This is a genomic window from Sulfitobacter sp. M39, assembly GCF_021735935.1.
Lineage (GTDB): Bacteria > Pseudomonadota > Alphaproteobacteria > Rhodobacterales > Rhodobacteraceae > Sulfitobacter.
Window position 1 is genome coordinate 1,910,589 of the sequence record NZ_WMDZ01000001.1, and the last position, 19,223, is coordinate 1,929,811.

Annotated in this window: 16 protein-coding genes and 3 tRNA genes; 14 read left to right on the forward strand and 5 right to left on the reverse strand. The window is 59.9% G+C overall.

Annotated features, from left to right (window positions below):
• Position 1: 1 nt before the first annotated feature.
• Positions 2-78, forward strand: a tRNA-Arg gene (locus GLP43_RS09295).
• A 40-nt stretch (positions 79-118) separates the two neighbouring features.
• Here GLP43_RS09295 and GLP43_RS09300 read toward each other — a convergent pair.
• The 4 genes from GLP43_RS09300 to GLP43_RS09315 form a co-directional block, all read right to left on the reverse strand.
• A complete protein-coding gene (locus tag GLP43_RS09300; protein WP_237279092.1) occupies positions 119-1,945 on the reverse strand; it encodes a sensor histidine kinase in 1,827 nt (608 codons plus the stop codon).
• 302 nt (positions 1,946-2,247) lie between these two features.
• Positions 2,248-3,324 (reverse strand): dihydropteroate synthase, encoded by a 1,077-nt coding sequence (locus GLP43_RS09305; RefSeq protein ID WP_237279093.1) that lies wholly within the window; start codon positions 3,322-3,324, stop codon positions 2,248-2,250.
• A 16-nt stretch (positions 3,325-3,340) separates the two neighbouring features.
• Positions 3,341-4,270, reverse strand: coding sequence for a methylenetetrahydrofolate reductase (locus GLP43_RS09310; RefSeq protein ID WP_237279094.1), 930 nt, complete (start codon positions 4,268-4,270; stop codon positions 3,341-3,343).
• Between the two features lie 48 nt (positions 4,271-4,318).
• Positions 4,319-4,615 (reverse strand): virulence factor, encoded by a 297-nt coding sequence (locus GLP43_RS09315; protein WP_237279095.1) that lies wholly within the window; start codon positions 4,613-4,615, stop codon positions 4,319-4,321.
• 261 nt (positions 4,616-4,876) lie between these two features.
• Between GLP43_RS09315 and GLP43_RS09320 the strand changes: the two genes are divergently transcribed.
• The 10 genes from GLP43_RS09320 (at position 4,877) to GLP43_RS09365 (ending at position 13,580) form a co-directional block, all read left to right on the forward strand.
• Positions 4,877-5,992 carry a Ppx/GppA phosphatase family protein gene (locus GLP43_RS09320; RefSeq protein ID WP_005853251.1) on the forward strand — a complete coding sequence of 372 codons (1,116 nt, stop codon included), beginning with the start codon at positions 4,877-4,879 and terminating at the stop codon, positions 5,990-5,992.
• Positions 5,992-6,780: an RlmE family RNA methyltransferase gene (locus tag GLP43_RS09325; RefSeq protein WP_237279096.1), complete on the forward strand. Its 789-nt coding sequence runs from the start codon at positions 5,992-5,994 to the stop codon at positions 6,778-6,780. Before GLP43_RS09320 ends, GLP43_RS09325 begins: the two co-directional genes overlap by 1 nt.
• Before the next feature lie 249 nt (positions 6,781-7,029).
• A complete protein-coding gene (locus tag GLP43_RS09330; RefSeq protein ID WP_237279097.1) occupies positions 7,030-9,891 on the forward strand; it encodes a monovalent cation/H+ antiporter subunit A in 2,862 nt (953 codons plus the stop codon).
• A 1-nt stretch (position 9,892) separates the two neighbouring features.
• A complete protein-coding gene (locus tag GLP43_RS09335; RefSeq protein WP_237279098.1) occupies positions 9,893-10,270 on the forward strand; it encodes a Na+/H+ antiporter subunit C in 378 nt (125 codons plus the stop codon).
• Complete coding sequence (locus tag GLP43_RS09340; protein ID WP_237279099.1) at positions 10,267-11,913, forward strand: monovalent cation/H+ antiporter subunit D; 1,647 nt, start codon at positions 10,267-10,269, stop codon at positions 11,911-11,913. The genes GLP43_RS09335 and GLP43_RS09340 overlap by 4 nt, the downstream gene beginning before the upstream one ends.
• A gap of 1 nt (position 11,914) precedes the next feature.
• Complete coding sequence (locus GLP43_RS09345; protein ID WP_237279100.1) at positions 11,915-12,406, forward strand: Na+/H+ antiporter subunit E; 492 nt, start codon at positions 11,915-11,917, stop codon at positions 12,404-12,406.
• Entirely contained in the window at positions 12,403-12,672 is a 270-nt protein-coding gene (locus GLP43_RS09350) for a K+/H+ antiporter subunit F (RefSeq protein ID WP_005853262.1), read from the forward strand. Before GLP43_RS09345 ends, GLP43_RS09350 begins: the two co-directional genes overlap by 4 nt.
• Entirely contained in the window at positions 12,665-13,024 is a 360-nt protein-coding gene (locus GLP43_RS09355) for a Na+/H+ antiporter subunit G (RefSeq protein WP_064215750.1), read from the forward strand. The genes GLP43_RS09350 and GLP43_RS09355 overlap by 8 nt, the downstream gene beginning before the upstream one ends.
• A gap of 186 nt (positions 13,025-13,210) precedes the next feature.
• Positions 13,211-13,287: transfer RNA gene (locus GLP43_RS09360), tRNA-Asp, on the forward strand.
• Positions 13,288-13,503: 216 nt separating this feature from the next.
• Positions 13,504-13,580, forward strand: a tRNA-Asp gene (locus GLP43_RS09365).
• A gap of 74 nt (positions 13,581-13,654) precedes the next feature.
• On the opposite strand, the gene GLP43_RS09370 is transcribed toward GLP43_RS09365, so the two are convergent.
• On the reverse strand, positions 13,655-15,031 hold the full coding sequence (locus GLP43_RS09370) for a M20/M25/M40 family metallo-hydrolase (RefSeq protein ID WP_237279101.1): 1,377 nt from the start codon (positions 15,029-15,031) through the stop codon (positions 13,655-13,657).
• 336 nt (positions 15,032-15,367) lie between these two features.
• Here GLP43_RS09370 and hemA point away from each other — a divergent pair, with 336 nt between their 5' ends.
• The 3 genes from hemA to ispG all read left to right on the forward strand — a co-directional run bounded on the left by hemA (position 15,368) and on the right by ispG (position 19,185).
• Positions 15,368-16,591, forward strand: a complete 1,224-nt coding sequence (hemA, locus tag GLP43_RS09375) for a 5-aminolevulinate synthase (RefSeq protein WP_237279102.1) — start codon at positions 15,368-15,370, stop codon at positions 16,589-16,591.
• 117 nt (positions 16,592-16,708) lie between these two features.
• Positions 16,709-17,953 (forward strand): helix-turn-helix domain-containing protein, encoded by a 1,245-nt coding sequence (locus tag GLP43_RS09380; protein ID WP_237279103.1) that lies wholly within the window; start codon positions 16,709-16,711, stop codon positions 17,951-17,953.
• A gap of 98 nt (positions 17,954-18,051) precedes the next feature.
• Positions 18,052-19,185, forward strand: coding sequence for a flavodoxin-dependent (E)-4-hydroxy-3-methylbut-2-enyl-diphosphate synthase (gene ispG / locus GLP43_RS09385; RefSeq protein WP_237279104.1), 1,134 nt, complete (start codon positions 18,052-18,054; stop codon positions 19,183-19,185).
• Positions 19,186-19,223: the final 38 nt, after the last annotated feature.

Below are 19,223 nucleotides of genomic sequence, written 5' to 3' on the forward strand. Positions count from 1 at the left end.
TGGACCCTTAGCTCAGCTGGATAGAGCGCTGCCCTCCGAAGGCAGAGGCCACAGGTTCGAATCCTGTAGGGTCCGCCATCTTCCCTTGATCCAGATATGTTTATGTTGGGCTTCGCCCTCAGGCCTGCACGGCTTCTGGCGTGTCGCCTGTGCTGGCGGGGGTAGGGGTGTCGTCCGTGTTGTCAGCGGCTGATAGGATCACGGCGGGCTGCTGTGCGGCGACGGTGGCAAATTCCATGTGGAAGGTCGTGCCTTCGCCCACAACGCTGTCGTAGAACAATTTACCCGACATCTGCTGGGCCAGCTGTTGCGAGATATGGAGCCCCAGACCGGACCCTTGTGTCGCATATTGCCCGCCGTTTTTGACCTGTTCAAAGCGGCCAAAGACCTGCCCCTCCATCCCGACGGGGATACCGCGGCCGCTGTCCTTGATCGACAGGCGCACATGGCCGTTGCTGATGGACAGGCTGCCTTCAACGGTGCTGCCTTGTTCGGAGAATTTGATGGCGTTGGACACGAGGTTGTCGATGATCTGGCGGATGGCAAAGGCGTCGCCGGTGATCGTCGCGGTTTGATCACCCCTGGGCAGCACGAGGTCGACCTTCTGCTCGGCGGCGAACATCTTGTTCTCTTCCAGGCTTTCTTTCAGTAGCGCCCCCAGATCGACTGGCAGCGCGTCAAGCGACAGCGCGTCTACGTCGATCTTTTGCGCCAGCAGGATGTTGTCGACCAGACGGGACAGGCGCATCCCGTTGCGCTGCGCGATTTCGAGGGGGGAGCGGATGCGCGCGTCGATCTCGCCCAAACGCCCGCTAAGCGCCAGCGCCAACCCGCCCTTGAGCGAGGTAAGCGGTGTGCGCAGCTCGTGGTTGACGACAGAGATAAATTCATCCTTGGCGCGGTTGGCCTCGTCGGCGCGCAGCAGCGCGTCTTCAAGGGCACGGGTTATGACGATACGGTCGGTGATATCGACCAGGGTGATGCTCCACCCCAGAATGGCACCGTTCGGGTCCAGCGGGCTTTCGATTTCCTGAATACGGGGGTCATAGACGCGCTGTTCGATGGTCAAGGATGCGTCCGTCGTGCGGGGGCTGCGGGTATCGATCTTGGCCAACAGGGCGTCGGCTTCGGCTTTGGACAGGTTGCACAACCCGCTGCGTTTCGCGGCAGAGTTCATCAGCGCGACACGGCGGTTGTTGTCGATCAGGATCACCGGTTCGCTGGTCGTATTGAACAGGATCGACTGCCCAATCGACGCCATGTCCATCGTCTTGTTGGTCAGCAACATGAAGGTAAAGGCCAGGATACCGACGGTGAACATAAAGGCCGTCGGGTCCAGCCCGAACACGGTAAAGCCGAACAGCACATAAGACGCATTGGCGGTCAACGGGGTGATCGTGACCACCGCCAGCATCGTCAGCAGCGGCCAGGCAGAGCGGCGCGAACGGGCGAAGGCCTTGATCAGCGCATAGAAGGTCGCGGAGACGAAAGTATACAGCAGGGCCGTGATCGCAAAGAACCCCGGCCCGTGGATATAGGTGATCTGCCGGTCACCGGGCAGGATGGCAGTCTCGGCGGTATAGACCAGCTGGTGCATCCCGTTTGTTGCGGCAAAGGCAAAGCACCCGATGGGCACTAGCACCAGCGCAGCCACCACACGCTTTTTCGACAGCCATTCGGCCTGATGCACATAGGCGAAGACAAAGAAGCACCACGCCACAGGTACCAGCGCATTGCCAAGCCACGCGACGACCGCCATGTCAAACTGGCAGGCAAAGGACGGGGTGGACGCTTCGGCACCGACGGTGATCAAGGTCCAGATCATCGCGACAAAGGTCAGGGCGTAATATCGCTTTCCGTGGAAGTGCTGGTATTTCAGCATACACACCATCACGACCGCGGCGACGGCGCTCACGCTGGCGGCGGCCCAGAACACGGGCTGCATTGCTACTCCTTCAAAGCACGTCATCATAGATCCACCTACGGGCTGCGTCTTCGCAAAGCAGTCTAGGCATACGGTTGTGTTGAAACTTTGACCGAAGTTTGACAGCAGCCCCAAGAGTTCGGCGGCAGTCTTTCAGCGTCAATGACAATACAAGGCATAGTATAGCTTTGCGCCGTGATCATGCGTGTGTGGGATGTGGGGTCAAGCGCTGGACGGGTTAAACACTGGCATGAACACAAAAGAAATCCCCGAAAAACCGTGGTTTGCGGGGATTTTGAACTTGGCGGTAGGGAGAATCCCCATTAGCGGCGGCGGCCACCCTTGCGGCCAGCGCGGCCACGCCCTTCTTGACCGGCCTTGGGCGCGACCTTGTTGAACTTGATCCATTCGGTGCCGTGAGGGTCGCGGTCGAACAGGAAGTTGGCGGCGCGGATCGCCTCCATCTCTTTGCCGGGGGTGGGCTTGGTTGATCCCATCCCGAAGAGCGTCACAAAGGTCTCGTCGTCGATCTCGTTAGGCAGGATAATGCCCGCCGTCGCCAGTTCGGCCTTCTTCTCGGCAATCTTGGTCTGGTTCACGGGCAGGGTGATCGGGTTCATGATCGCCGAGGTCATGCCAGCGCCCATTGCCATCGGCAGGAAAGCATTGTTGATGCCGTGACGGTTGGGCAGGCCAAAACTGATGTTGGAGGCACCGCAGGTCGTGTTCACGCCCAGTTCCTCGCGCAGACGGCGCACAAGGGTAAAGACCTGATGCCCCGCCGTCGCCATCGCGCCGATGGGCATGACCAGCGGGTCGACCACGATATCATGGGCTGGAATACCGAAGTCGGCTGCGCGTTCTACGATCTTCTTGGCAACGTCGAAACGCACGTCGGGATCTTCGGAAATGCCCGTATCGTCGTTCGAGATCGCAACCACCGGCACGTTGTATTTCTTGACCAGCGGCAGCACGAGCTCCAGCCGCTCTTCCTCTCCTGTGACCGAGTTTAGCAGCGGGCGACCCTCGCAGGCCTCAAGACCGGCCTCAAGCGCGCCAGGGACAGAGCTGTCGATGCAGATCGGGATATCGACGACGTTTTGCACGACGCGGATCAGTTCGGGCATCAGCATCGGTTCGACAAAGTTATTATCCGCATAGCGGGGGTCTTCGGCCATCTTGTTCGAGAAAACGGCACCGGAGTTCACGTCCAGAATATTCGCGCCCGCCGCGGCTTGCGCAATGGCGTCCGCCTCGACGCGACTGAAATCGCCACGCTCCAGCTCTTCGGCGAGGATCTTGCGGCCGGTGGGGTTGATACGTTCCCCGATCACGCAGAAGGGCTCGTCAAAGCCGATGATCGCTGTTTTGGTTTTGGATTCGACGACGGTTCTGGTCATGGTGTTCAGTCTTTCCTTAGACGGAGTTGGCTGGCTGAGCAGCGGGTCCGCCATTTTCAATGGCCCAATTGGCATTCGTCTTGATCCCACCCAGCGGGAAGAAATGCACATGGGTAATGTTGAAATCTGGGTTGGCGGCTTTGTGGGCGGCCAGTTCGGTGATCACATCTGTCGGCTCGTAGGGCAACAGCAGTTTGGTGACATCCATCGCGCGCTTTTGCAGCACCTTAAGCGAAGGGCCGACCCCGCAGGCGATGGCGAATTTGATCAGGGTTTGCAGCTTGGCGGGGCCCGCAATGCCGATGTGGATAGGCAGGTCGATGCCCGCGTGTTTCAGGCTATCGGCCCATTCGATGATCGGCTGTGCTTCGAAGGCGAATTGTGTGGCGATGGCCATCTTCGCGTCCGTCCGTTCGGAAAAGCCCTGCTTCCAGCGCAGCGCATCATCTACTCGCAGACGTGTCCCATCGGTGTCGATGTCGCGGTTGCCTTCGGGGTGGCCTGCGATGTGCAGCCGTTCAAACCCGTGTTTGTCGAACAATCCCGTGTCCATCAGCTGCATGGAGTCGCTGAAATCGCCGTGGGGCGTAGCGACGCCACCGGCCAGCAGCAAGCCCTGCTTTACGTCAGCCTCGCCCTGATACATGGCGATCCAGTTTTCCAGCGTGGCACGATCCTTGATGATGCGGGCAGGGAAGTGCGGCATGACCTTGTAGCCGTCGGCATTGAGCCGCGCGGCGGTGGCGACCATGTCTTCGATCGGGGTGCCATCGATATGCGCGATATAGACCCGTGTACCCTCGGGCAGCAGATCGCGGAAGTCTTCGACCTTTTCCGCCGTGCGGGGCATCACCTCGATCGAGTAGTCGCGCAAAAAGGAAGCGACCTCGGGGGTAGGCAGATCAGACACGGGGGCTTCTTTGCGCCGGAAGTTCAAAAGGGACATGAGCATTTCTTTCATGAGGGGATCAACTTTTGCACCGGCAACGGGCGGTCAGGCCCAGCCGTCATTGGCAATCAGCGTCTTGATGCGGTCACGGTCGAACTCTGCGTCGATGCGCGCGACCTCTGCATCGGCCACGGCGTCGGGTTCGCCCTCTACCGTATAGGGATCGGCCTTGCGCCATTCGGCCAGATAGGCATCGCTGTCATCCGCGCCGATTTTCATCGCGGCGCGGTCGATGGCCTGTTCAAACCGTTCGGGCAGCGGACGCTTGGACCCGCGACGGCCTTTGCCGACGATGACCTGCGCAGGAATATCACGCCAATAGACGATGGTAACTTCGGGCATGATTGATTCCTCTGCTGTGCTTGTTTTTCTTAGCGGCTGTTGATCTGTCCCCGTCGCCGTTTTTCGACATTAAGAACGGCGTCTGCGACGTGGTCACATTACAGCGCGCAACCGCGACAGGCGAGGGGGGCGGGGCGTCATAATTCTCAAGATGGTTGTGAGGGCGACGATAAGCTTACGGTGCCGGATCTCTGGTTTCCCGCTTGCCCCTTGTCCGCAGAAACACTACCTTGGGGGCAACTCAATATGAAAGGCGCAATCATGGCGCCACAGCGTCCCAAAGGTGCGGGCGCGCTCGATGTACCGCCGGCTCTGAGCCCCGCGCCAGTTCCGCCCAGATCGACCGAACTTTATGCGGCCCTTGATCTGGGCACAAATAGTTGTCGCATGCTGATCGCACAGCCAAAAGGCAGCGGTTTCCATGTCGTCGATAGCTTCTCGAAGTCTGTCCAGCTTGGGGCAGGGCTTGAGAAAACCGGGCGATTGTCGCGCGGATCGATGACGCGTACCATTCAGGCATTGCGCATCTGCCAGCAAAAGCTGCGCCGTAACAAGGTGCGGCGGATGCGGCTTGTCGCGACCGAGGCATGCCGTCGTGCCGCCAACGGTGCCGAATTCATGCAGCGTATCCAGCGCGAGACGGGGTTAAAGCTTGATATCATCAAGCCCGAGGAAGAAGCGCAGCTTGCCGTGATTTCCTGCGCGCCGCTGGTGAACCGCAAGACCCACAACCTGCTGGTGGTGGACATTGGCGGCGGTTCGACCGAATTGGTCTGGATCGACATCTCTAAGGTGCCCAAAGCCGACCGTGCGCAATCCATCATGCGGCTGCATGGGGGCTTTCATCAGGCGAAAACAGATGTGCCCGCCGCGCGTGTGGTCGACTGGATCAGCGTGCCACTGGGCGTGGCGACCCTGCGCGATCAATTCTCTGACGTGGAAGACGACGCCGCACGCTTTGCCTTGATGAGCTGGTTCTTCGAGGAGAACCTGACCGACTTCACCCCCTATCAGTCGATCCAGTCGCAGGACCATTTCCAGATTGTCGGCACCTCGGGCACGGTCACCACTGTTGCTGCCAGCCATTTGGGGCTAAAGCGCTACGACCGGACCAAAGTGGACGGGCTTCGCATGACCTCGGCGCAGATCGACAAGGTGATCCATTCCTATCTGGCGATGGGGCCGGGTGGGCGGCGTGCCGATCCGCGTATCGGGTTGGATCGTCAGGCGTTGATCATGTCGGGGGCCGCGATTTTGCAGGCGTTGATGCGGTGCTGGCCGACGGATAGATTAAGTGTTGCAGACCGTGGTCTGCGCGAGGGGCTGCTATATGCCCAGATGAGCGCGGATGGCGTTTTGGAAGAAGGATTAGGCTGATGGCGAAAACTCCGACAGGCAAGACGCCCACGGGCGGTGCGTCGGGCGGGAAGACCCCCACTGGCAAGAATACATCAGGGCGCGGCCAGCGTGACCTCAAGGTCAAGGTCAAGTCGGCCCGCGGGCGCAAGCTCAGCTCGACCCGTTGGTTGCAGCGCCAGTTGAACGATCCTTATGTCAAACGCGCCAATGCCGAAGGGTATCGCGGGCGCGCGGCATACAAGATCATGGAGCTGGACGACAAGTACCGCTTTCTGGTGCCCGGTGCGCGGGTGGTCGACCTTGGCGCGGCCCCCGGTGGCTGGTGTCAGGTCGCGGTCAAACGTTGCAATGTTCTGGGCGAGAAAAAGGGCAAGAATGTCGGGACCATTCTGGGGATCGATCTGCAAGAGATGGAGCCGATTGCAGGCTGCGAATTGCACCAGCTTGATTTCATGGAAGACGACGCGGACGAGATTGTTAAAGGCTGGCTGGGGGGCAAGGCCGATGTGGTGATGTCCGACATGGCGGCGTCAAGCTCGGGCCACAAACAGACCGACCACAACCGGATCATCGCGCTGTGCGAAGCCGCGGCCTATTTTGCTTTTGACGTACTTGAGGATGGCGGCACGTTTGTCGCGAAAGTGCTGGCCGGCGGGGCGGAGGGCGACTTGCAACAGCTGCTCAAGCGTCGGTTTGCCAAGGTCGCCAATATCAAACCTCCCGCCAGCCGGTCAGACAGTTCCGAGAAATTCGTGGTCGCCACCGGTTTCAAAGGTGCGCTACCCGAAGACCAAGAGAATCTGTAGGCCCCGCACCGCCCCGCAGCACGCGGAATTATCAAATGTGATGCGGCCGTTAGACGACTGCCGCATTTTTTTATGCGGCGGATGCGGTTGCTCTCTTACATATTCGCGAAACGGACCTAAATTGGATCATCGCGCCGCGGCAAAGTTCAATTGCTGCGACAAGAAGCGCTCATAAATCGGTATTTTTCCATCGCAATTTGCGAAAAGAGGGCTGGTCGTTTTGGCGTGGCTCATGACATAGTTGCGGCCATGTCTTTGTTCCTGATTATAGCCCTCCCGTTTCTTGGCGCCTTGCTGCCCGGCCTGATGTATCAGGCAGGCCGTCAAAGCTGCTTTTTGGTGACCTTTCTGGTGACGGCCTGCGCCGCGATCGGCCTTGCGACACATGCACCGGCCGTTCTTGCGGGCGAGGTCGTGACCGCCAGCCTCTCGTGGCTGCCGCAGCTGGGGTTGAACGTGAACCTGTTCCTTGACCCGCTTGGGTTGATGTTCGCGGGTCTGATCCTTGGGATCGGGATGCTGATCATCCTATATGCGCGGTTCTATCTGTCGCGTGACGACAATATGGGCGCGTTCTTTACCTATCTGCTGCTGTTTCAAGGCGCGATGGTCGGGATTGTTCTGTCGGATAACATCCTGATGTTGCTCATTTTCTGGGAGCTGACGTCGCTGTCTTCCTTCTTGCTGATCGGGTTCTGGAAGCATCTGCCCGAAGGGCGGCAAGGCGCGCGGATGGCGTTGACCGTGACAGGTATGGGCGGTCTGGCGATGATCGTTGGCATGCTGCTGCTGGGGCAGATCGTGGGCAGCTATGACCTGACCGTGATCCTCGAGAACCGCGAGCTTATCCAGGCGTCGCCGCTGTATCTGCCTGCGTTGATCCTGATCCTGCTGGGCTGTTTCACCAAATCCGCCCAATTCCCTTTCCACTTCTGGCTGCCCCACGCGATGGCGGCCCCGACGCCGGTGTCGGCCTATCTGCACTCTGCCACGATGGTGAAGGCGGGGCTGTTCCTGATGGCGCGCATGTGGCCGGTGCTGTCGGGCACTGAAATCTGGATCGTGCTGGTCTGCTCTGCCGGGTTGATCACGATGGTCCTTGGCGCGCTGATCGCGATTTTCAAAAACGACCTCAAGGCGCTGCTGGCGTTTTCCACTGTGTCGCATCTGGGGCTGATCACCTTCCTGCTGGGCACGGGCACCTCCTTTGGGGCGATGGCGGCGGTGTTCCACATTCTGAACCACGCGAGCTTTAAGGCCGCGTTGTTCATGAGCGCCGGCATTGTCGATCACGCGGTCCATACCCGCGATATGACCCGACTGGGGGGCTTGCGCCGTCTGATGCCGATCACCTTTGCGATTGCCACGTTGGCCGCATTGTCGATGGCGGGTATCCCGTTGCTGAACGGGTTCCTGTCCAAAGAGATGATGCTGGAAGAGGCGCTGCACACCACGCTGTTCGGCTCGCCCTATCTGGTGGCGGCAGTGGCAACGCTCGGCGCGCTTTTCTCGGCCGCGTATAGCTTCCGGTTTATTGCGCATACGTTCCTGGGCAAAGAGCGGAACGATTACCCAGCCAAGCCCCACGACCCCGAGTTTGGCCTGTGGATTTCCCCGGCCTTGCTGATCATTCCCGTGATCGTCATCGGTGTGGCACCGTTCCTGGCGGAACCCTTTGTGCGCACCGTGACCCAAGCGGTCATCGGCACTGCCGCCGAGATGCCAAGCGCGCATATCAAGCTGTGGCACGGCTTCGTGCCCGCGCTCGGCATGTCGGCGATTGCTGTGGTGGGTGGTTTGCTGCTGCTCGCCGCCTTTGGCCCGTTGTCGCGTCTTTGGGCCGCCACACCGCGCCCCGAGGCCAAGGACATCTTTGACCGTATCATCGCCGCGGCCGTGGGTCTTGCCGGTCTGGTATCCGAGCGTTTGCACAACGGGTCCTTTACCCGCTACGCTGCCGTCTTCGTGACCGCCGTCGTCGCCATCGGGGCGCATGCGTGGTTTACCGGCACCGATGGTTCCCCCGCGCGCGAGATGCTGCCCATCACGCCCGTCGGCTTTGCCGGTTGGCTGATGCTGATGATCGCGACAGGATTCCTTGTGACGGTACACCGCAACCGTCTGGCGGTTCTGATCCTGATGGGGATCATCGGCCTGATGGTATCGGTCGGGTTCAACTATTTCTCGGCCCCCGATCTGGCGCTCACGCAGATCTCGGTCGAGGTGGTGACGATTGTGCTGTTGCTGCTGGCGCTGAACTTCATGCCCAACAGCACGCCTAAGGAAAGCACCGTTCTGCACCGCAGCCGCGATATCGTGGTATCGGTTGTGGCAGGGCTGGCGGCAGCGGGCTTGATCTATTCGATCCTGATGTCGGATTTCCCGATTGCCTCTATTGCGGACTACCACCTTGCCAATTCCTACAAAGGCGGCGGCGGCACCAATGTGGTCAACGTGATCCTCGTGGATTTCCGTGGCTTCGACACCTTTGGCGAGATCATCGTTCTGGGGATCGCCGCGCTGGTCATCTATGCCCTGACAGAGGCGCTGATGTCCGGCCCTGTGCGCGCGCGTCTGCTGAACCGTGGCTATGAGGAAGAGCGCGCAGGCGATGCGCATCCGCTGATGATGGTGGTGCTGACACGCGTCCTGATGCCGGTGGTTCTGCTGGTCGGTGTCTATATCTTCCTGCGGGGTCACAACGAACCGGGCGGCGGGTTTGTTGCCGGTCTGGTGGTCGCGATTGCGGTCGTGATGCAATATATGGCCAGCGGCTTTGCCTGGGCGGACAAGCGCCAGCGCTATCATTACCACGGGATCATCGGGGCAGGGGTGCTTTGCGCTGGTCTGACCGGTATCGGTGCGTGGTTTGCCGGTGCGCCGTTCCTGTCCTCTGCCTTTGGCTATTTCCGGATCCCCCCGATGGAGAAATTCGAGCTCGCCACCGCTATGGGCTTTGACCTTGGGGTCTTTCTCGCCGTCGTCGGCGCGGTGATGCTGTCGCTCGAAAGTTTCTCGCGGTTGGGCCGTCGCGCCGGCATCGAGGAAAGTGAACACGCTATGGATATCGACCCGTCACGGGATGAACCGAAAACCGAGACGGAGACCTGATATGGAGCTTTTAGTCGCTTCCGCCATTGGCGTTCTCACTGCTGCCGGGATCTATTTGATCCTGCGTCTGCGTACCTTTCCCGTGATCATCGGCACCTCGCTGATCAGCTATGCGGTCAATGTGTTCCTGTTCGCCTCTGGGCGGCTGGCGTTGAACGCCCCGCCGATCCTGCGCGACGGGGTCGAGGTCTATACCGATCCGCTGCCACAAGCGCTGGTGCTGACGGCGATCGTGATCTCCTTTGGGATGACAGCCGTGGTCGTGATGATCGCGGTCGGGTCCTACCTCAGCGCGGGCGATGATCTGGTCAACGAACCCGACACGTTGGCCAAGGCAGACACCGCAGAACCCTCCCCACGCGGAGGAGGCCCGGCATGACCCATTGGCTTATTCTTCCGATCGTTCTGCCAGCGATGCTGGCGGCTTTCATGGTGCTGGCCGCGCGCTATCACCTGCTGATCCAACGGGTGCTGTCCGTTACGGGCACGCTGGGACTGCTGGCACTGGCGCTTGGGCTGTTCTGGCAGGCCTCCGACGGGACGGTCAGCCTGTACCAGCTTGGCAACTGGGCGGCACCTTTCGGTATCGTGCTGGTCGCGGATCGTCTGTCGACGCTGATGGTCCTGCTGACCTGTGTGCTGGCGCTGCCGGTGCTGCTTTATGCGATCGGGTCGGGCTGGGATAACCGCGGACGGCATTTCCATCCGCTGTTCCAATTCCAGCTTATGGGCATTCTCGGGGCCTTCCTGACCGGCGACGCCTTCAACCTGTTTGTCTTTTTCGAAGTGTTGCTGATCGCCTCTTATGGCTTGATGATCCACGCGGGCGGGCAACGGCGTCTGCGCGCGGGGACGCAGTATGTGCTCTATAACCTGCTGGGCTCGACCCTGTTCCTCTTTGCTCTTGGCACGATCTATGCCGAGACAGGCACGCTGAACATGGCCGATCTGGCGATGCGTGTGGCGACGCTGGATGGGGGCGATGGTGCGGGTATTCGCGTCGCGGCGGTGCTGTTGTTGCTGGTCTTTGCGGTCAAGGCCGCGATCCTGCCGCTGCATTTCTGGCTGCCTGCCAGCTATAGCGAGGCACCGGCCCCCGTGGCTGCGCTGTTCGCGATCATGACCAAGGTCGGGGCCTATTGTATCATCCGTTTCTACACGCTGGTTTTCCCCCCCGATCTTGAGATCACGCAGGGGCTGTTTGATGTCTGGCTGATGCCTGCCGCGCTGCTGACCGTCGCACTGGGTATGGCGGGCGTGTTGGGGGCCAAACGGGCCGACCGCATGGTCGCGTTCTCGGTGATCGGGTCGATGGGCATGCTGCTGGCTGCTGTGTCGGTCTTTACCCCCGCCGGAATTTCCGCCGCCCTTTACTATGCGATCCATTCCACTTTTGCCGCCGCAGCGCTGTTCTTGCTGATCGACGTGATCCGCAGCCGTCGCGGCGCGGCCGAGGTGTCCTTTGTCGATGCGCCGCCGCTGGCAGGTGGGGCGCTTGTCGCGGGCATGTTCTTTGTCGCGGCGATTGCGATGGCCGGTCTGCCGCCGCTCTCGGGCTTTCTGGGCAAACTGCTGATCCTTGATGCGGCCCGCAGCGCTGACCTGATGTGGTGGGTCTGGGGTGTGATCCTTGTCGGGTCGTTGATCGCGGTTGTCGGTTTCTCGCGCGCGGGGAGCCAGATTTTCTGGAAAGCGCACCAGTCCGCCCCAGAGCCAGCCGAGGGTGATGAGGCACCGGTTGTTGCCGAGGGGCAGGGCGTCTTGCCGATGGTGGCCATTGGCGGGCTGCTCGCCCTGCTTGTCGCACTGACCGTTGCGGCGGGGCCCATGACCCGCGTGCTGAATGCGACCGCTGCCCAGCTGTTTAACCCCGAACGCTATCTTGCGGTGGTCCTGACCACGCCGGGTAAAGAGATCACGGACCATCACGCAGAGGATGACCACGGCGACGCCACGGGATCAGCCTATGCGACAGAGGACCACGGCGCAGAGGATGCCGCCGCACCTAAGAAGGATCACTGATATGTTGTCCCGACTGCTTCCGCACCCGATGCTGACGGCGATCCTCGCGATTGCATGGTGTCTACTGGTCAATGAAATCAAGCTTGGCACCGTGGTCTTTGGTGTCATTCTGGGGCTGCTGATCCCGATTGCCACCGCGGCCTATTGGCCTGACCGCCCGCCGGTCGCGAAACCGGTCAAGCTTCTGGGCTATCTGATCATGGTCATGTGGGATATTCTGGTCGCCAACGTCGTGGTCGCGATGATCGTCCTGTTCAAGTCCAACAAGAAAATGCGCCCCGCCTGGGTCGTTATCCCGCTAGAGCTGCGTACCCCCGAGGCGATCACCCTGCTGGCGGGAACAATCACCCTGACGCCCGGTACGGTGTCGGCGGATGTGTCCGAAGACGGGAAAGCCCTGCTGGTCCATGCGCTGGATGCAGAAAACCCTGACGAGGTGCGTGACGATATCAAACAGCGCTACGAGCGTCGCCTGAAGGAGATTTTCGAATGATTCTGATTGCATTGAATATCGCCTTTGTCGCTGTTGCGGTCTCGCAGCTACTGGCGATGCTGCGGTTGTTGAAAGGCCCTAATACCGGCGACCGTATCCTGTCGCTGGATACGATGGTCGTGAACGCGATTGCCCTGATCATCCTGCTGGGAATGCGTTTGGGCACCGACATCTATTTTGAAAGTGCGATGATCTTTGCCATGCTTGGCTTTGTGTCGACCGTGGCCATCGCGCGCTTTGTGCTGCGAGGTGATATCATTGAGTGATCTACCCCTAATCCCCGAAATCATCATCTCGGCCCTGCTGATCGTGGGCGGGTTCTTTACCCTTGTCGGTTCCATCGGCCTGATAAAGCTGGACAACTGCATGTCCCGTCTGCACGCGCCGACCAAAGCATCGACACTGGGTGTGGGGTCGCTGCTGATGGCGGCGATGATCTATTCCTTCGCCTCTGGCACAGGGTCCCTGCACGAGATTCTAGTAATGGCGTTCTTGTTTGTCACAGCCCCCATCACCGGCAATTTCATCGCCAAGGTGAATTTGCACCGGCTGCATCAGACCAAGGATATGCCGCCAGCGCCCAGTGATCACGTCTGGGGCACATACTCCGATAAATAAGCCAAGCCCGCGCCCCACAGCGCGGGTTTTTTCTTGGGCGCAGGGCAGGTCGGGCAGGGCGTCTGAGGGCGGATCCAAGAAAATTTCAATTTTCCTGCCAATCCATGCAAAACCCCGCTTGACGCCATCGCGAGCAAACCCTATCACCACCAAACGCTTCGACGGCAACGACGAAGTACGCAGTGGGCGGTTGTAGCTCAGATGGTTAGAGTACCGGCCTGTCACGCCGGGGGTCGCGGGTTCGAGCCCCGTCAACCGCGCCACCGCTGCATTTTATCAAACATTTTGATAACAAGCACACGCCCTTCGGGGCGTGGTTTGCTTGTGCGTTCAGACCCCTGATTTCCGCCACGGGTAGGGGATTTCCGGTGCTGATTCATGCGCAAAATGTCGTGGTGATAATTTCCAAAATTCTTTGTAGTTTTCTGCGGTTAATCGCTTGACGCTCTGCGCTGCTTATCTTATTCCGCCCTTACTGCGCGGTTGTAGCTCAGCTGGTTAGAGTACCGGCCTGTCACGCCGGGGGTCGCGGGTTCGAGCCCCGTCAACCGCGCCACTTCTCCCTTTTTAGATTTATGATTTACCTCGTCCTAAAAAGGGAAAAGCGGGCCGTTAGGCCCGCCCGTTTGCTTACGTCATCGCATCCAGAATACGGGCCCAGCTTCGGATTCCCTTGTGGAAGCTTTCGAGGTCGTATTTCTCGTTCGGGGAGTGGATGGCGTCGTCATCCTTGCCGAATCCGATCAGCACCGGCGTGGTATCCAGAATCTTCTGAAAATGCCCCGCAATGGGAATCGATCCGCCACATCCGACATAGGCAGCGGGAACGTTCCATTCATCGGTCAGCGCTTTGCGGGCATCTTCAAATGCCGGGGCGGTGGTCTCGAAGACCGATCCTTGGCTCGACCCGTGGGCATGGAAGGTGGCTTCGCAGTCCTCGGGCATCATGTCTGTCACCATCTTGCGAAAGCTTTCGCGGATGACGTGAGGGTCCTGGGTGCCCACCAGACGGAAGCTGATCTTGGCGTGGGCCTGCGAGGGCAGCACGGTCTTGAAACCGGCACCTGTGTATCCGCTCCACATGCCGTTGACCTCGCAGGTCGGGCGCGACCAGATCATCTCGATCGGCATGCGGTCCTGTTCGCCGGCGGGTTTCGACAGGCCCACATCACCAAGGAAACTGTCATGATCAAAGGCAAGCCCTTGCCACTGCGCCTGAATATCGTCGGGCAGTTCTGGCACACCGTCATAGAAACCGGGCACCGTGATGCGGCCCGTGTCATCGTGCAGGGAGGCAATGACCTTGGACAGGACGCGCGCGGGGTTCATCGACACGCCGCCGTACATGCCAGAGTGCAGGTCAAGATCGGGGCCGGTGATGGTGAGCTCTTCGCCCATCAAGCCGCGCAACATCGTCACGATCGACGGCACCTTGGACTGGAACATGCCCGTATCGCAGATCATCGCATAATCGGCCCGTAGCTCTTCGGCATTCTCTTCCATAAAGGGCACCAGCGACGGGGAGCCTGATTCTTCCTCGCCCTCGAAGAAGAAAGTCATGCGGCAGGGGAAGTCGCCCTTGACCGCTTTCCACGCGCGCAGCGCCTCGACAAAGGTCATCAGCTGGCCCTTGTCATCTGCAGCACCGCGTCCGCGGATCACGCGGCCTTTTGCAGTGTCCTCGACGGCGGGATCAAAGGGATCGCGATGCCACAGGTTCAGCGGATCGACAGGCTGGACGTCATAGTGACCGTAGAACAGGATATGCGGCTTATCGGCGGGGCCGTCCACATGGCCCACCACCATCGGGTGACCAGGGGTGGGGCGTTTGGTGGTCTTGATGCCGATGCTGTTCAGATCTTCGACCAGCCAATCGGCGGCGCGGTCGCAGTCGTCCTTGAACGCGGGGTCAGTCGAGATGGAGGGGATGCGCAGCAGATCGAGCAGCCGGTCGGTGGCCGCATCCAGATCATGATCGATCCGTGCCAATACGTCGGGTAGGGACATGGGCGTAAACCTTTCTGTCAGGGTGAAGATTGCCGCGACCGTATCAGCGCGCTTGGCCGTGTCCAGTGGTCCGCCCGAGGTGGCCGCAGCTTGCGCGCTAAAACGCGTGAGAATCGGTTAAGAATCATGCCTTTGCACAAGCGGGACAGAGTGCAGGTTTCCGATGCGCGACATCCGACAGCGATGCGATCCGCCCTAGGGCGGCACCTGCGACAATCGGTTCCTATTAAGGCATTGAATTGAATGGCTCCAAACTATATTCATTCTAAAGCACGAATATGGCGAATGATCCGGTTGCCTTTGCTGGTCCCGCCACCGACGAAGGAGCAAGGCGCAATGGACTATACCAAACAGCTTGATCAGGCGATTGACCGGCTGCACGAAGAAGGTCGCTACCGCACCTTCATCGACATTGAACGCCGCAATGGTCAATTCCCCCACGCTGTCTGGACCCAACCCGACGGGCAAGAGAAGAATATCACCGTCTGGTGCGGGAACGATTACCTCGGGATGGGGCAACACCCTGTTGTTCTGGCCGCCATGCACGAAGCGATTGATGCGACAGGTGCTGGGTCGGGCGGGACGCGCAATATCTCGGGCACCACGGTTTACCACAAACGTCTTGAGGAAGAGCTGTCGGACCTGCACGGCAAGGAAGCCGCCTTGCTGTTCACCAGTGCCTATATCGCCAATGACGCGACGCTCAGCACGCTGCCCAAGCTCTTTCCCGGCCTTATCATCTATTCCGACGAGCTGAACCACGCGTCGATGATCGAAGGGGTCCGCCGCAATGGCGGGGCCAAGCGTATCTTCCGGCATAACGACGTGGACCACCTGCGCGCGCTTATGGCCGCTGACGATCCCGCCGCACCCAAGCTGATCGCCTTTGAATCGATTTACTCGATGGATGGCGATTTCGGCCCGATCGAGGCGATTTGCGACATTGCCGATGAATTCGGCGCGCTGACCTATATCGACGAGGTCCACGCCGTGGGGATGTATGGCCCGCGTGGGGCAGGGGTCGCCGAGCGTGATCGCCTGATGCACCGGCTGGATATCATCAACGGGACGCTGGCCAAGGCCTATGGCGTGATGGGGGGCTATATCGCGGCTTCGGCCAAGATGTGCGATGCCATCCGGTCTTACGCGCCGGGGTTCATCTTTACCACGTCTCTGCCGCCAGCGGTTGCCGCCGGTGCTGCGGCCTCTGTTGCCTTCCTCAAGACCGCGCCCGAACTGCGCGAGAAGCACCAGCAGCAGGCCAAAGTGCTGAAACTGCGCCTCAAGGGCTTGGGTCTGCCGATCATTGATCACGGTAGCCACATCGTGCCTGTGATCGTCGGAAACCCCGTACACACCAAGATTCTGTCGGATCGTCTGCTGGATGACCACGGTATCTATGTGCAGCCGATCAACTTCCCTACCGTGCCCCGCGGGACAGAGCGTTTGCGCTTTACCCCGTCGCCCGTACATGGCCCGCTGGAAATCGAAGGGCTGGTCCAGGCGATGGACGCTTTGTGGTCCCATTGTGCGCTGAATCGTGCCGAAATGGCGGGGTGACCCCGAATATTTCGTATAGTCCGTTGATTTATGCTACCGATATCGAAAGAAAAGCTTAATCTCGAATCAACATGTTGTTTCGATTAAGGGCAGCGGGCATAGCTACGGGACATTTTTATGATTGGGCGGTGGTCTTCCAAGTCGGCAGATAACGAGCAAGTTGAAGCCAAAGGTTTCGACGCGTTCGACTTGCGCCTTGGTGATCTCATGCGCGGTGAACGCGCGACGCTTGGTAAATCGCTGCTGGATGTTCAACGCGAGCTTCGGATCAAAGCCTCTTACATTGCCGCGATCGAAAACGCTGATCCCGAGGCCTTCGATACACCTGGATTCATTGCCGGTTACGTGCGGTCTTATGCGCGCTATCTGAACATGGACCCGGACAAGGCGTTCGCAGCCTTCTGTGCTGAATCCGGTTTTGCCGTGGCGCATGGCATGTCCTCTAAAGCGTCCGTCGTCAAAAAGCCCACCCGCGAAGAGCGTATGACACGCAATGGCGAGAGCGATATCTTTGCCCGCCCTGCGACGCCCTTCACCCCCGTCGGTGATTCCCTTCTGGCGCGAATAGAGCCCGGTGCTTTGGGCTCGCTGCTGGTGCTCGTCGCTTTGATCGGCGGGATTGGTTACGGCGGGTGGAGCGTTCTGAAAGAAGTGCAGCGCGTGCAGGTCTCTCCCGTGGATGAAACCCCTGTTGTGCTGTCGGATCTTGATCCGCTTCAAGGCGCGCTTGCCTCCGCCCCCGAAACGACAGAAGACCCCGATGCGCCGACCGCGATGGCGACGCCACGTTCCGACGCGCTGGACCGTCTTTATCGTCCTGCCGCACTGGATGTGCCTGTTCTGGTCGCGCGGGATGCGCCGATTTCTTCGATTGATCCGCGCAGTATCGGCAGCTTTGCCTCGACTTCGCCTTCGCCATCCGTAGGGGATGCGTTGCGCACCGCAGAGAATACCGTGGTCCAGCGGGATGCGCCCGATGTGCTGCCGGGGGGCGTGCCGCAGGTGGTCGAAGGGCCCGCGCCGCAACTGCGTATGGTTGCAGCCTATCCATCCTGGGTGCGCGTACGCGCCGCAGACGGCAAGGTTATCTTTGAAGGCATCATGAACAAGGGCGACAGTTGGGATATCCCCGCGACCGAAGAGCCCCCGACGCTGCGCACCGGCGAATCCGGCGCGCTGTATTTCGCGATGGACGGGCAGTACTTCGGGCCTGTTGGCGATCGTGGGGCTGTGACGTCGAACCTGCCGCTGCACCGTCAGGCGCTGGCGGAGCTTTACGAGCCAGCCGTACTGGAAGAGAATTCCGCGCTCGCGACAATGGTGGCCGAGCTGAAGAATGCGGCGACTTCGCCGACGGAATAAGCCGGATACCATTGCAACAAAGCGACGGGCTGAATAGGTGTAGGGCGAACCGAACCTGACAGACCCTTCGACTGTTTCATTGCCAAAGGTAGCTTTGCATGTCCCTCAATCACATTCGCCCGTGGCGCAACATTTACCGCCGGAAGTCCCGTCAGATCATGGTGGGGAATGTGCCGGTCGGGGGCGATGCGCCGATCACGGTGCAGACGATGACGAATACGCTGACGACGGATGTCAAAGCGACCATCGCGCAGATTCAGGCCGCTGCCGATGCGGGGGCGGATATCGTGCGTGTGTCGGTGCCGGATGTCGAAAGCTCCAAGGCGCTGAAAGAGATCGTGCGCGAGGTCTCGGTGCCGATCGTGGCGGATATCCATTTCCACTACAAACGCGGGATCGAAGCCGCCGAGGCGGGGGCCGCCTGTCTGCGGATCAACCCGGGCAATATCGGCGATGAAAAGCGTGTAAAAGAGGTGATTAAAGCCGCGCGGGACAACAATTGTTCGATCCGTATCGGCGTGAATGCTGGATCGCTGGAACGTCACCTGCTTGAGAAATACGGCGAACCATGCCCCGATGCGATGGTCGAAAGCGGGATGGATCACATCAAGATCCTGCAAGACAATGATTTCCACGAATTCAAGATCAGCTGCAAAGCTTCTGACGTCTTCATGGCCGCCGCCGCGTACCAGCAGTTGGCCGAGGCGACGGATGCACCGATCCACCTTGGCATCACCGAGGCGGGGGGGCTGACCTCTGGCACGATCAAATCGGCCATTGGCCTGGGCAATCTATTGTGGATGGGTATCGGTGACACGATCCGAGTGTCCCTGTCTGCGGACCCCGTGGAAGAGGTCAAGGTTGGCTACGAGATCCTGAAATCCCTTGGTCTGCGTCACCGTGGTGTGAACATCATCAGTTGCCCCAGCTGCGCGCGGCAGGGGTTTGACGTGATCAAGACCGTCGAGGCGCTGGAACAACGGCTGGAGCATATCAAGACCCCGATGAGCCTGAGCATCATCGGCTGCGTCGTCAATGGCCCCGGCGAGGCGCTGATGACGGATGTGGGCTTTACCGGCGGGGGCAACGGGTCAGGCATGGTCTATCTTGCAGGCAAACAAAGCCACAAGCTGGGCAATGACGCGATGATCGATCACATCGTCGAACAGGTTGAAGCCCGCGCCGCCGTCATCGAAGCAGAGACCCAAGCGGCTGAGCAAGCAGCCGAGTGACTTTGCCCCAAGCGGCGCATTTGCCATCGACAGATATT